The organism is Seonamhaeicola marinus, assembly GCF_008085455.1.
In genome coordinates this window covers 1305929-1319303 of the sequence record NZ_VSDQ01000679.1, presented here as the reverse complement: position 1 = coordinate 1319303, position 13375 = coordinate 1305929, and the positions used below count along the sequence as shown (strand labels likewise).

Annotated in this window: 14 protein-coding genes; 9 read left to right on the top strand and 5 right to left on the bottom strand. The window is 32.4% G+C overall.

What is annotated here, in order from left to right; all coding sequences use genetic code 11:
- Positions 1–101: 101 nt before the first annotated feature.
- From FUA24_RS16680 to corA, 8 genes are all read left to right on the top strand, one after another.
- On the top strand, positions 102–1391 hold the full coding sequence (locus tag FUA24_RS16680) for a GTPase-associated system all-helical protein GASH (RefSeq protein WP_148544180.1): 1290 nt from the start codon (positions 102–104) through the stop codon (positions 1389–1391).
- 6 nt (positions 1392–1397) lie between these two features.
- Positions 1398–2378 (top strand): TRAFAC clade GTPase domain-containing protein, encoded by a 981-nt coding sequence (locus FUA24_RS16675; RefSeq protein WP_148544179.1) that lies wholly within the window; start codon positions 1398–1400, stop codon positions 2376–2378.
- Positions 2365–3201, top strand: coding sequence for a TRAFAC clade GTPase domain-containing protein (locus FUA24_RS16670; RefSeq protein WP_222861367.1), 837 nt, complete (start codon positions 2365–2367; stop codon positions 3199–3201). The genes FUA24_RS16675 and FUA24_RS16670 overlap by 14 nt, the downstream gene beginning before the upstream one ends.
- Before the next feature lie 5 nt (positions 3202–3206).
- Positions 3207–5687, top strand: coding sequence for a GAP1-N1 domain-containing protein (locus FUA24_RS16665; RefSeq protein WP_187388307.1), 2481 nt, complete (start codon positions 3207–3209; stop codon positions 5685–5687).
- Complete coding sequence (locus tag FUA24_RS16660; RefSeq protein ID WP_148544176.1) at positions 5684–6715, top strand: 5'-methylthioadenosine/S-adenosylhomocysteine nucleosidase family protein; 1032 nt, start codon at positions 5684–5686, stop codon at positions 6713–6715. Before FUA24_RS16665 ends, FUA24_RS16660 begins: the two co-directional genes overlap by 4 nt.
- A gap of 13 nt (positions 6716–6728) precedes the next feature.
- Positions 6729–7454 (top strand): hypothetical protein, encoded by a 726-nt coding sequence (locus FUA24_RS16655; protein ID WP_148544175.1) that lies wholly within the window; start codon positions 6729–6731, stop codon positions 7452–7454.
- 188 nt (positions 7455–7642) lie between these two features.
- A complete protein-coding gene (locus FUA24_RS16650; protein WP_148544174.1) occupies positions 7643–8131 on the top strand; it encodes a mechanosensitive ion channel domain-containing protein in 489 nt (162 codons plus the stop codon).
- Positions 8132–8137: 6 nt separating this feature from the next.
- The gene (gene corA, locus FUA24_RS16645) at positions 8138–9196 is read left to right on the top strand and encodes a magnesium/cobalt transporter CorA (RefSeq protein WP_148544173.1); all 1059 of its coding nucleotides are present in this window, start codon (positions 8138–8140) and stop codon (positions 9194–9196) included.
- 44 nt (positions 9197–9240) lie between these two features.
- Here the strand turns inward: corA and FUA24_RS16640 are convergent, their stop codons facing one another.
- Together FUA24_RS16640 and FUA24_RS16635 are read right to left on the bottom strand one after the other, a co-directional pair.
- Positions 9241–9549: a hypothetical protein gene (locus FUA24_RS16640; RefSeq protein WP_148544172.1), complete on the bottom strand. Its 309-nt coding sequence runs from the start codon at positions 9547–9549 to the stop codon at positions 9241–9243.
- 48 nt (positions 9550–9597) lie between these two features.
- The gene (locus tag FUA24_RS16635; protein ID WP_148544171.1) at positions 9598–9912 is read right to left on the bottom strand and encodes a hypothetical protein; all 315 of its coding nucleotides are present in this window, start codon (positions 9910–9912) and stop codon (positions 9598–9600) included.
- A 484-nt stretch (positions 9913–10396) separates the two neighbouring features.
- Between FUA24_RS16635 and FUA24_RS16630 the strand changes: the two genes are divergently transcribed.
- Positions 10397–11230 carry a universal stress protein gene (locus FUA24_RS16630; protein ID WP_148544170.1) on the top strand — a complete coding sequence of 278 codons (834 nt, stop codon included), beginning with the start codon at positions 10397–10399 and terminating at the stop codon, positions 11228–11230.
- A 54-nt stretch (positions 11231–11284) separates the two neighbouring features.
- On the opposite strand, the gene FUA24_RS16625 is transcribed toward FUA24_RS16630, so the two are convergent.
- The 3 genes from FUA24_RS16625 to FUA24_RS16615 are packed head-to-tail and all read right to left on the bottom strand — an operon-like array spanning position 11285 to position 13293.
- Positions 11285–12028, bottom strand: coding sequence for a TerC family protein (locus tag FUA24_RS16625; protein WP_148544169.1), 744 nt, complete (start codon positions 12026–12028; stop codon positions 11285–11287).
- 42 nt (positions 12029–12070) lie between these two features.
- Positions 12071–12892, bottom strand: a complete 822-nt coding sequence (locus FUA24_RS16620; protein WP_148544168.1) for a mechanosensitive ion channel family protein — start codon at positions 12890–12892, stop codon at positions 12071–12073.
- A 23-nt stretch (positions 12893–12915) separates the two neighbouring features.
- Positions 12916–13293, bottom strand: coding sequence for a hypothetical protein (locus FUA24_RS16615; protein WP_148544167.1), 378 nt, complete (start codon positions 13291–13293; stop codon positions 12916–12918).
- Between the last annotated feature and the right edge of the window lie 82 nt (positions 13294–13375).

Below are 13375 nucleotides of genomic sequence, written 5' to 3'. Positions count from 1 at the left end.
CACATTTAGTTGACCAGAAGGCAAAAGTTGATAACTTAGTTACGAGGCTTCTTTCAAAAAAAGATTTAATTACTGATATTTGTAGGAATTAAACGTAGATTATGTCCGAAACCATATTACAGACTTACCTAAACAATCAATTCATCAAAACGTCAGATTCAGGTAATATTGCTAGTCTAAAAAAAGCGATTACAGAAGTTGTTAAAAGGCTTGAAAAGAAAAAACAAAGAATCATCCCATTTACCTTAGTAGCAATTGACCCTTTAATTTCGGAAGAAGACCCCATTGTAATTGAGGTTGAGAAAATTATTATAGGGAAATGGTCTGCTTTTAAGAACAGCGTTACTGCCACAAATGATAAAAGCATAACTTATATACGTGCAGTTATTCTTCAAGCATTAAGCCAAATTGCAAAAAAAGATGAAAACTCTGCTGCCATAATATGGCTTTCAGCTCGCAATGCCATAAAATTCTACAAATTATCGAACCAAGAAAATAACGTCTTATCAGAATTTCTATTAGATTTTGGGAACAACCTAGAAATATCTGCGCAAAAAGCTTGGAGTAGTAATATTGATGTGAAATTACCTGAGTTTTCAGTACCTGAAATAGAAATAAAAACGACCACGATTAGTAAAAAATATATAACGGAGAGACTCAAAGCTGCTGCAGGACATTCTACTCTTGATGAAAATGAATCTGCAATAAAATACGAGAATGCCAATCGGTACTGGGCTAACAGTAATCAAAACTGGACTCATGATTTTGGCAAAATAGCTGGAGAGGCTCTTACACTCGCCATTAACAAAGCCTTAAGCACTCAAAATCAAGCTATCAAAGATAGTTCTGGTTTTGTGAACAAAAATATGGAATCACTAGTCCCATATATTGAAAGCATTGGCAATGAAATTTCTTCTGGAATAGATGCCTCCAACTTGAGAAGCAAACTGCTCTGGTGGAAAGAATCCCTTTTTTCAAATAGCCTTAAAGTATCATATAGAGAAATAGACCCCATTACATCAGCTGTTACTATGGCAATAGATTTAGCTGAAATGGTAAGCCCTATATACCCTCTTAGCCTTGATTATTTCTTAAAAGAAACCCTAAAGGGCTTATATCCTGATGAAGTCGATAAGGAAGTTGATTTAAGCAAATTTGTTGAAGGGTCTAAAAAAATATCAAATGATTGTGCGGAGTTATTGACCACTAAAAAAAGTGATATTGATGAACGAAAACTACTTTTTGTTGCCTTAGCAAATAATCTTTCAAATGATTCATATGATGTCTATTCCGAAACAGGATTAAGTAAAGATAACAAGGTAACTTTAGGCGATCTCTCTGTCTGGCTTTTACATGATTTACAAGCAATTAAAATTGCTAACGAGAAATAATGCCTTATGTTAAAAAAATGCTCAAACCCAGATTGCACTGCCCCTAAAGGTCTTTGTGCTACTCACGCATCCCCAGAATATGAAAACTGCTCTAATTGGAAACAAAAAAATACCAAATCAGCCATAGGTAGTACGAAGCAAAGAAGCTCAAAATCTAAGGAACTATCTTGGACTGGTGTTGAGCTTCAGCCCACTGATATTGGCATAGTGTCTCATAGAGGGAAGCCCTCTATTATTGGTATAATTGGAGCTGCTAATGCTGGAAAAACTTCATATCTAGGAATGCTCTACACTCTATTATACAATGGCAAAAGGTTTAAAAATTGGAGTTTTGTTGGAAGCTATACACTTGCAGGGTGGGAAAAGCTTGCTATGTATCTGAGGCTTGATCCAAATGGGAAAGTAGACTTTCCTGAACCAACTCCAAGTAATCCAGATTTTTATTGTTTGTTACACTTAGCATTAAGAAACGGGCATGATTTTTATGATTTGATTTTTGCGGACACGTCTGGTGAAGTTTTCACCCAATGGTCAAAAAACGTTGATGACATCAATGTAGAAAATGCAAGATGGGTATATAAAAATTCCTCCTCTTTTATATTTTTTGTGGATTGCGAAGCTCTGATTAAAAATATGGGTAGAGAAAAACAAAGAATAGTACAATTAGCAGCACAAGTAGCTAAAGATTTAGGAGGAAGACCAATAACAATAGTATGGTCTAAAGCAGATCTCATTAATGATATTCGAGAAAATATTAAGCTAGCTGTTGAAAGATCATTAGACAACTACTTCCCTGAAGCAGACGTTATAGAGATTAGTAATTATTCAAAAGACGACCCTGATAAACTCTGTCATGAAAACAATTTAAACGTAACAGAATTTTTACTAGATAAGTTAAACACACCGAAAAAGTCTAATCTAACTCCTGATATTGGAAACACCTCAGACTATTTCTTTAGATATAAAGGTAGCTATGGAAGCAAATAATTCTACTTTAATCATAGGGCCACCAAAGTCAGGTAAAACTACTTTTCAAGCGCAATTGTGGGCTAGGTTCCTTGAAAAATCAGGTAAGGTCAAATTACGTGAAATGCCTGATAATATTACAGGTATTGAAAAAGCATATGAAAGATTAGCATCTGGAGAAGAAACTTCTGCTACTCCAGCTGAAGAAAACCTGAACGTGGTAATCCCTGTGATTCTTGATGATAAGGAGTTTGATTTAGAGTTCAAGGATTATGGAGGCGAACAGGTTAGTAGAATAACTCAGTTAATGGAGTTCGATAAAAATTGGGAAAATCGAGCCAAGACCAACGATAGATGGGTATTATTCATTAGACCTGGGGAAATATATCCGATTTATGATTTAAGTCAGGCTGGTGGTGCACCTAGTATTAATCGGTTAAAAGATGAGGAAAGTAACCCTAGTCAAAAATTATCTGATCAATACCACTTCATAGAATTACTCCAAGCTTTATTATATGCAAGAAACACAGGTGTTAAATCACGAATTGATACACCTAAATTACTGATTGTGATGACGTGCTGGGATGAATTAAAGACTACTTCTTCTCCTCATGAGATACTTAGATCAAAAATGCCGCTATTCGATCATTTTGTGGAATCAATATGGGATAAAGAAAGCTATAAAATAATTGGCTTATCGGCTCAGGAATTTCCTTTAGACAATCCAGAAGCAAAGAATAGGTACTTAGAAGAAATGCCAGAATCATTCGGCTATATAGTTCTTGATGATAATCCGAAAGAAACCGATATTACTCGGTTAATTGAAATAGTATTGAATCTATGATTGAGATGCACCAGATAATATGTGGGGATGATAAAGGGTCGTTTTCATTATTAAGTTCATCTTATACTGACTCTACCATACCGCTTCGTCTCGCTAGTTCTAGTGATTTAATTGATCGCCCACCTGATGGTGTTTTGGAAAGTCCAGTAATTAGAGGGTTCTGGAAAGAGAACTATTTCATGCTAATAAAAACTTTCCCTGACACTAATGAGGGCATTAGAAAGGGGCGTGTTTTTTCTCATGCCATTATCTTGGAAGAAAAAGATCTATTAGAGATTAAGGACATAACTAAGCTTTTGGCTTTTCATGTTGATTCCATTGATAAATCTTTCAAACCTCAAGTAATACACTACAAAAACAAACCAAAAGATAAACTTACTATTGCTGAAGATAAACGCATATCTTTTGCGATAAACGGTTTAGTAAATCATCATGAAAACCAAAATACTGTAGTTTGGATTGGTGAAGATAACTATATGAATTGGGTAAGTCAAATTTGGAATACTATACCCATAGACGTTAAAAAAAGTCTTAAAATTGGAGTTGTTTTTGACCCTAATAAGATAGACAGAAACCTTCTTAACCTTGTCTACACTCCAGATTCTATCAAATCAAATTGGACGAATACAGAATTTAAGATTGTTGACCTCAATAGCTCTGGTAATTTAAAAAAACAAACTGCCTATTATCTTGCTGGTAATCAAGATAAATGCCAAAGCTTATTACGATTGCTCACAGATTTTTCAATTACTCCAAAAGATATTGACGATATACTACAGTTTGAGAAGTTGATAGGAACATATGAGGGCATAGATACCACTAGTAGCTTAAAGCAACTAATCATCTTTGCAGATTTGGTCTCTAAATACACTCGTAATACTCAATCATCTTTACCGTTTAAAAACAAACTTCTGAATGCAGTTATAGGCAAAATCGATGATGCTAGTATTGCAGAAATTAGCATGCTTACAAACCCAAATTGGTCAGGGTTTAAAAATGCTGAAAAAAAGATCTCAGACTCTTTAAATACATGTTTAGAGAAAATCCTTTTTGATGAGAACAACAATAAAGATACCCCTTTACTAATAAATAAAGCTTTCAAGGAAACAAAACATACTTGGTGGAGCATTCCAATAAAAAAACAAATTTCCTCAAGTTTAAAATCTTGGAAAAAAGCGTTTGCTAAACCGTTTTGGGATTGGGTTATAAATGAGCCAGACATGATGGATGAACTAGGTTTACTTCTACCCTCTAATGCGGAAAAAGACCTTGTCACATCTCTTCCCAAACTAAAAAAAACGACCGAGAAAAAGGTTCTAGAATTTGCATATAATAGTAAATGGATTGTTCTGCATGGTGTATTAGTCGTAAAAAATCATTCCATTAATGAAGCTCTATCAAAACAATTAAATATCGATAATAACCCTATTGATTTTGATGCTCTTAGAGCAATGGCTTCTAACTCTACTGCTGAAAAATTTGTAATCGAATCTATCAATTTTGAAGATGATCGATTACTTACAATATCGGCGGAAATCTGTAGTAAGAAACCTAAAATACTGGCAACAAATATAGTCCTAGATGATTCAAGATGGCTTCAGTTATGGAGTGAATGTATCGATCAAGGAAATGAGATTTGGGACGGTTTTTCTAATCCAACTAAAACATTACACAAAATACTAAATATAGTCATTGAGGAAGAAGTTTTCGATAATGACCTCTTACTAAAAATAAGCACATCAACCAACAATGATCTGACTGGTTACCCTAGAAGAAATGAAATTTGGTCTATCTTAAGAGGACAAACTAAATCAAACTTCCTAACTAGAACAGCTCTATCTTGCCTTGCCTTATTATCTAACGGAAAAATCTCTTTTGACGAATTAGAACCTCCTCTTAAGGAAGAGATCCAAAAAGACCAAATAATTTTACAGTTTTTACGAGCTTCCTCAATTGAGGTTTCATTGAAAACCCTTAGAATGTTGCCGCATGTTGATAAGAAACCTGTCACTTCATTTATTGACAATAATAGGTTCAACCAGTTAGAGGCTATCACGTTAGGAGAAATTGTTAAACTACATCACTGGAAACCAATAGCTTCTTATATATATAATAATATCGCATGGAGGCATGATTTAAAACTTACACTTCAACAGTGTGCTGAATTGCTAAGCTCATTCCAACGGTTAGGATTAACTCTATCTGGAATATTAACCAATAGCATAAGCAACGATGAATGGTGGGAGATTTTCACAAATCAAGCAATAAAATTGTATCCTAAAGGTGCTGATCAAAATGGAATATGGAGTAATGCTGGTGGACATGATAGTGACTTACCCCAAAAAACGACTGGTAAAGAAGTGTGGAATCACGCTATTACAATAATAAGAAATGGAGGAACCCCACAAGCATCAGTGCTAATAGACAAGATGCTAGAAGAATTTCCACATGATGAAATATTAAAGAAATTAAGACAAACCTTATGAAATACCCAATAGTAATACTCACTGCACTTGAAGTAGAACGTGAAGCTGTTTTATTGCATCTCAAAAATCAAACCATAGAAAATCATCCGGAAACAGGAACAGATTACGTTAAAGGCACGTTTTCTAAGAATAATATGGATCTAGATATTATTGTAGCAAGGACAGATCAAACCAATGTGAATGCTGCCTTAGAAACAGAAAGAGTTTTAGAATATTATAAACCTGAATATGTGTTTTATGTAGGAGTTGCTGGAGGTTTAAAAGATGTATCTGTAGGAGATATTGTTATTGGAACAGATGTTATTGGGTATGAAAGAGGTAAGGCGGAAGATTCCAATTTCAAACCTAGACCGCAATTTGGTGCATCATCTTACGGACTAGAAAGATTTGCAGCCAGTTACGCAAACTCTAATAGCTGGATTGAAAAGAAAAAAGAATTAACAGAAACTAAATTTGCTCCAGAAATAAAGACTTTCACTGGCACAATAGCTTCAGGTGAGAAAGTAGATGCATCATATCAATCAGACCTACACAAGCATATACTCCAAAATGCTAGCCATGCATTAGCAATAGAAATGGAAGGTCTTGGTTTTTTAAGAGTTTGTCAAACACGACCATCTGTAAAAAGTTTACTACTTCGTGGCATTTCAGATTTGGTTAACGACAAAGGAGAGATGGATGGCATCGGGTCACAACCTTATGCCTCTAAAAACGTATCTGCCTTTCTATTTGGTATGATTAGCCAACTAGAATTGAATAGCCCACAACAAACAGAAGAACAAAAAGAGAAAGACAAGTGGTTTGAAATTCTTTGTAAGCTTTATCCAAGAGGTATAGAGGATAAAGGAATTTGGTTAAGAGCTGATGGTGACTTATCATTAATCCCTAATGGTACAACAGGAAAGGGGCAGTGGATAGAGGCTACACGACTACTCAAATTAAATGGTGGTGGAGCAATCACCTTTGAGTCTCTGAAAAGATGTATGTTGGAAGACTTTCCAAACAATAAAGATTTGATAAAACTATAAAGCAGAAACATCTGTGAAAGAATTTAAAGATTATCTAAAAACGTTATTCGTACCATTTCTATTGATCTCATCAATCGGATTGTTGACAATAGTTTTAACGCACCTATTGCTTTACTTTTTATTCGATTACCATATTTTTCAACCAGAAAAGACTACAGATGAAAAGGTAGCTGAATTTTTGAATATTTTGACTCCAGCTATTTCAATAGTTGGTTTTTTATCTATCATTCTAACAATAGTATATACAAGAAAAAGTATCTTACGGGAGTTAAACAGCGGTACACAGGAATTATTCAGTCTTTTCCGCAGTGAAAAAAATGAAGCACTGCGTTATAGAGCATGGGAGGTTAAACAAAAATGGGAAAATGAACCTGGATATAAAAAGAAACTTATTGATTACAAGTACGGAGAAAGAGAAGAAACAAAAAACAAGAAACTCAACAAGGATATAAATTCGGTTTTTGAAATACTGGAGTTTTACCTAATGTTGAGTAATTATCATGATAACAAACAGCTTTTTAAATCCTATCGATATTTTTATTACGGTTGGTGGAGAAAATTTTTATATGACATTGGAGGAGAGATAGAAAAATCCAGAAAATGCAATGAGAATATACGCAAGAGTCATCCAGATTATTTTAAAGCCATATCATACACGGAAAGCCTCAAAAGACTTGATGAAATTTGCGGTTTTCATGATATTCCAATCGATGAGGAAATTCACTATGATGGCGGATAAGGGTATTTCAATCTGTAAATTGCATAATGTATCTTATGGGAAATGATTATTAATTTACCCCTTGGAAACTTTTTTTCGATACTAGTCAAGGCTTACTGTTACCAAAGTCACTTTATTCTTAAAACTCAATCTTAAATGTTAGAGCAAAGCAACTATTTCGTAAATTGGTTATAGTTAATTACTAAACCATGGAGCTGAAATTTAAGGCAGTTTATTTAGCAATATTACTAATAACTGTATTTGTGATTGCAATTTTTACCAAGAAAGCAATTATTAAGTTTTCATTAATAAAATCTATAGAGCCGAATAGAAGAAAAATTATTATTTGGTTGGCGTATTTGTTTTATTACTTTTTAGCTTTGCTCATTATTCTTTTGCTATTTGGGATTGATACCAAACAATTTGTTGTTTTTGCCTCTTCGGTTCTAGCAGTAATAGGCATTGGTTTTTTTGCCCAATGGTCAATTCTTTCTAACCTATCGGCAAGTGTTATTCTTTTCTTTTTTCACCCACTAAGAATTGGTAGTAAAATAAAGATTTTGGACAGCGAAATAAATGTTACTGGCAAGGTATTGGATATTACAGGATTTTATACTCTTTTAAAAACTGAAGATGATAAAACAGTTGCAATTCCAAACTCTATAATAATAAATAAAGGAATGGAGCTTTTATCTTAGTATAGCATGAAAAAGTCTAAAAGAAAAAATATAGGTTTGATTCCTGGCACACCTGTTTATCAGGGAACAAAAGAAAATGGAACTCTAGAATTGGAGATATTCAATTATAGCATCGATTCATTTTCGGAAACTAAAGCTAATAACATAAAAGAAATTTCAAATCTCCTAAACGATGATTGCACTACATGGATAAACATAAATGGACTTAGCAATATTGAAGCCATTAAGGGGTTAGGAGCTCAATTTGAATTTCACCCACTACTAATTGAAGATATTGTTAATACGTTGCAAAGACCAAAAATAGATGAGTATGACAATTATGCTTTATGTGTTTTGAAAATGCTCCATTTTGATAAAAACAATAAACTTGTTATTGAACATGTAAGTTTTGTTTTAGGCAAGAATTATATGCTTACTTTTCAAGAGGCCGAAGGTGATGTGTTTAACCCTATAAGGGAAAGGTTAAGGACTTCCAGAGGTTTAGTTAGAAAAATGGGAGCGGATTATCTCTTATATGCGTTAATAGATATTATAGTGGATAACTACTTCATTATGACGGATGATTTAAGTTCCAAAATTGAAACCTTAGAGGATGATATATTCAATGCCTCTAAAAAGAATGATGATTTAGTCTTTGAAATACAAAACTTAAAACGAGAAATTCTTAGAATTAGAAAAGCAGTATACCCTTTGCGAGAAGTTGTGAGTAGTTTGAATAAAATGGACGGTAGTCTTGTAAAGGAAAAGACAAATCTTTACCTGTCCGATTTGCATGACCATGTCATACAAGTATCTGAAAATGTAGATATCTATCGTGAAATGATTTGGGGATTAATGGATATACACCAAACTACATTGAGCAATAAAATGAACGAAATAATGAAAGTGCTCACCATTATTGCAACCATTTTCATTCCCTTGACATTTATAGCTGGAATTTATGGAATGAATTTTGAAAATATCCCAGAGTTAAAATATAAGTATGCTTACTTTATGTTATGGGGCTTTATGATTTTTATTTTTGTTGGAATGCTCTATTATTTTAAACGAAAAAAATGGCTATAGCTATATAAAACAAAAGGATAGAGTAAAATCTATCCTTTTTTAAATTATTCAACCAATTCTAGTTGAACAATTACCCAGACATAATATTCTTGACCTAGTTCGTCTTTTTCAGTTTCAATCCTGTAGGTTACATTGAATACTTTTCCAACAAATTTTTTATCCCTCAAGTTAAAAACCTTAAGAACCTTATCATCTATTCTTTCAAACTCATAGGGTTCCTGCTTTTCATTATTTTCTGTGAAATATAAAGTTCCATCTTCGTCAATATAATCAAAAGAGGCTTCAACGGTTGTATTTATTGGGCTTTTTACTAACGTAGCAAAGAGTAATAACATAACTAATGGTGTTTGCATTTTTTAATTTTTAAAAGTCAAAGGGTAGATAAAATCTACCCCTTAACCTTACTTAACCATGTCTAATTTAATAATAATCCAAACGTCATAGTCTTCATCAAAATCGTCCTTTTCAGTTTCAACTCTATAGGTAATATTAAATACTTTACCTTCATATTTTGAGTCTGTTAAATCATACGTTTTAAAGGCATTTTCATCTGCTTTTAAAAATGTGTAAGTTTCATTTTCGTCAGCTGAGTCGATAAAATAAAACGTTCCATCATCGTGAAAATCAAAAATTGCTTTTACGGTTTCAGTGTTTTGGTCAGCGTTATTATTTGAGACTATGCCAAAGAATAACACAATTAGATATAGTGCTTTCATAATTTAAAATTTTAATAATTGAATAATAAAAGAGGGCATTCGTTTTTAAGAATGCGAGAAACAGTAATTACTTGTCAGGTATCTAATACCCAAACAAATGATACTAAACCCTGACTGCAACCAATAATTTTGGGCGACGTATTAAATTAGAAAAAAATAAAACCAATAGATATTCCATATAGGAACAAACTATGTGAAGACTGGAAGTAAACTTAAAAGTCCAGTTTCTTAAACCATAAGAATATTTTGAATTTGACTTCCATAAATTCAAAACTCTGAACCCAATAACATGTTTCATTATGTTTTGTTTGTCACTTAAAATCTAGTAACAAAGCCTATAGTAAATATAGTTTATTTTTCAATTCAAAGTATTTTTTTAAACCTTTTTTTAAAAAATATTTTTCTTTTTTTCAGGTGATAATTTATATCAAACAAAATACTTTTTTCACTAACTTAGTTAGTATGATATTTAATTTTAATCGCAATGAAAAATGTTTTAATACCTATTGATTTTTCAGAAAATTCAATAAATGCCTTAAACTATGCAGAAGCATTTTTTAAGAACACGCCTATTAATTTTTATCTATTAGGCGTTTACATTAGTGCACCTTCAAAACTAATGAGTGATGATTACAATGAAGATTGGTTGGGAAAAATGGATGATACTATTTCTGAAGACCTTAAAAATCTTGCCGAAAGATATAATGACTCAAGTGATTTGAAACACAACTACAAAGCTGTAACCATAGCTGATTCTTTAACTAGTGCCATGAAGAAGGTGATAAATGATAAAGGTATTGAGTTGATTATTTCCGGTACTAAGGGTGCTTCTGGGCTAAAAGAAATTTTTATAGGTAGTAACACTCTTAAAATGATTAATCATATAGATAGTTGTCCTATACTTGTTGTACCTAATGGTTATAAATTTGATGGGCTACATCAAATTGTGTTTTCTACAAATTATAAAAGAGGTTTTGGATCTGATGAACTAAAGCCTTTAATACAAATAGCTGTAATGCACAATGCGTTAATTGAAGTAGTGCAATTAATCTCCGAAGATTTCTTAAGTGAAACTCAGAAAAAAAATAAAACAGACTTACAAGGTTTCTTGGAAGATTTTGAATTTGATTTTAATAAACTTGATTGGGAAGGTTCTGAAACTGAAACTATTCAAAACCATGTTGAAAATTGCAAGAGTGAATTATTAACGCTCATCAATCATAAATACAATTTCTTCAATAAATTAACTGAAGAAGATGTTATTAAAAAATCTAGTTTCCACAGTAAAATACCACTTTTGGTCTTACCAGAGTTATAGAAATTAGAATAATAAAAAGAGTATCAATAGAACCTCAATTCCAAAACTAAAACTTTAATTAGTATTGGTTTGAGGTTTTAGTCTTATTACTAAGGATACAACAAACATTGAAAAACCCATTGAAAAGTAAATGTACCCTTTGGCTATGGGTTCATCTATACTTTCTGCAATAAGGGATACGGCAATGAGTAACAGAAATGAAAGTGCTAAAACTTTTACACTAGGGTGCTTATTTACAAAGTTACTAATACCGTTAATTGAAAATACCATAACTATCATGGCAATTATTATTGCAATAATCATAACTTCAACATGTGTTGCCATACCAACAGCAGTAATGACAGAATCCAAACCAAAAACTATATCTAATAACCCTATTTGAATAATGGTTTGAACGAAAGATAGCTTTGAACCGACTTTTAGTTTACTTTCTCCCTCTAACATATTGTAGATTTCTACGATACTTTTATAAATTAAGAACAAGCCCCCTAAGAATAAAATCAAATCCCTACCTGAAATAGATAAACGTTCAGCCCAATTACCTGATAATCCAAACCAATCTGATATATTAAATAAAGGTTTAGTGAGTGTTAATACCCAGTTTATGGAGAGCAGTAGCAGTATTCTTGTTACTAAGGCAAACGCTAAACCTAAAAGACGGCCTTTCTTCTGTTGATGTTCGGGTAATTTATCTGTTTGAATAGATATGAATACAATATTGTCAATTCCTAAAACAATTTCCATTATTGTTAAGGTGAGTAGTGCTAATAGGGCTTCAGATGAAGTATACCATTCCATTAGAAAAATTGATTATAGTTGTTTGAGATATATCGAGAATAATTATTTTTTAAAATGCACATCCATTTGTGGAAATGGTATTGAAATGTTATTTAGCTTAAATAACCTATCTATTTCAAAGTGCAAATCACTCTTTGGTTGAACTGCTTGAAAACTATCGTTAACGCTAATAATTAATCGAAAATCTAGAGAACTATCACCAAACTTGTCAAAATAAACTGTTGGAGCAGGGTTTGATAAAATTGCTGGTATATTAGATGCCGCTTCGAGTAAAACCTTTTTTACTAATTGTGTGTCACTACCATAAGCTACTCCAATATTAATGGATTCTCTAGTAATAATGCCATTCTGTGTCCAATTATACAAAGTATTTGAGAGGTATAGATGATTTGGAATTATTAGGGTTTTGTTCTCAATAGTTTCTGCCTTTGTGGTTCTCAAGCTTATTTTAACAACTCTTCCAACTTTACCTTCAATTTCAATAATATCGTTAACATGTAAGCTCTGGTCAAATAAAATTAAAAGTCCGCCTACTATGTCTTGAAAAAACGTTTGTAACGCTAATCCAATCCCTAATAATAGGGCGGCAGTACTTGTAATTAATCCTGTAAGTTTAACACCATTATTCCCAAGAATTACCAACAAAATAATTAAGAACAAAAAGTATTTTAAATATGAAAAAACAGTACTGAATTTAGGTTTATCCTCTTTCGGCAGTTTTCTCGTTACAATTTTCTTAACGAGTCTAAGTATTAAGGTTGTAAGAAAAAAAGCAACAATTACTAATAATAAGGTCTTAACTGAAATTGAACCACTTTCACCTACTGAAACAGAATAGTTCAATATTTTTTTCAATTCATTCATAGTGAATTATATTTTATATAAGTTTAGGATAATAGTAGTCTAAGCTTTGTGAGCAATATTAGTTCTGACTTATTTTTTCTTAAAGAAGATGTGGCAATACCATCTGCAACCTCCATTATTTTTTTGGAAAGGTGGTTTGAAAAGCCATCAGATAAACTCAGAAAATAAGATTTAAAAACCTCGTATGCCTCTTCAGAGGTCATTTGTTTTTTAATCAATTCTCGCATGGTTTCATAAATAACTTCCTTGCCTTTAGCTTTATCAAACGAATGCGACCAATACTTTTCTACATAAGAAACTATTTGGCGTTTTTCTTCAACCACCATTTTTTTATCGGCCATTGCTACTGCATAAAAAAGATGGGCTAATTTAATGTAGAATGTGTTTGGATTCTTCTCCATAATACTTAACATTATAGTATTAAAATTAAGCTTTTTTTGGGGAATGTGTTCTAAACCCTATACTAAATCTGATACTCAAATG

Coding starts and splice junctions, on each gene's coding strand:
- FUA24_RS16680 (WP_148544180.1), top strand. CDS start 102: ATGTCCGAAACCATATTACAGACTTACCTAAACAATCAATTCATCAAA.
- FUA24_RS16675 (WP_148544179.1), top strand. CDS start 1,398: ATGTTAAAAAAATGCTCAAACCCAGATTGCACTGCCCCTAAAGGTCTT.
- FUA24_RS16670 (WP_222861367.1), top strand. CDS start 2,365: ATGGAAGCAAATAATTCTACTTTAATCATAGGGCCACCAAAGTCAGGT.
- FUA24_RS16665 (WP_187388307.1), top strand. CDS start 3,207: ATGCACCAGATAATATGTGGGGATGATAAAGGGTCGTTTTCATTATTA.
- FUA24_RS16660 (WP_148544176.1), top strand. CDS start 5,684: ATGAAATACCCAATAGTAATACTCACTGCACTTGAAGTAGAACGTGAA.
- FUA24_RS16650 (WP_148544174.1), top strand. CDS start 7,643: ATGGAGCTGAAATTTAAGGCAGTTTATTTAGCAATATTACTAATAACT.
- corA (WP_148544173.1), top strand. CDS start 8,138: ATGAAAAAGTCTAAAAGAAAAAATATAGGTTTGATTCCTGGCACACCT.
- FUA24_RS16640 (WP_148544172.1), bottom strand. CDS start 9,549: ATGCAAACACCATTAGTTATGTTATTACTCTTTGCTACGTTAGTAAAA.
- FUA24_RS16635 (WP_148544171.1), bottom strand. CDS start 9,912: ATGAAAGCACTATATCTAATTGTGTTATTCTTTGGCATAGTCTCAAAT.
- FUA24_RS16630 (WP_148544170.1), top strand. CDS start 10,397: ATGAAAAATGTTTTAATACCTATTGATTTTTCAGAAAATTCAATAAAT.
- FUA24_RS16625 (WP_148544169.1), bottom strand. CDS start 12,028: ATGGAATGGTATACTTCATCTGAAGCCCTATTAGCACTACTCACCTTA.
- FUA24_RS16620 (WP_148544168.1), bottom strand. CDS start 12,892: ATGAATGAATTGAAAAAAATATTGAACTATTCTGTTTCAGTAGGTGAA.
- FUA24_RS16615 (WP_148544167.1), bottom strand. CDS start 13,293: ATGGAGAAGAATCCAAACACATTCTACATTAAATTAGCCCATCTTTTT.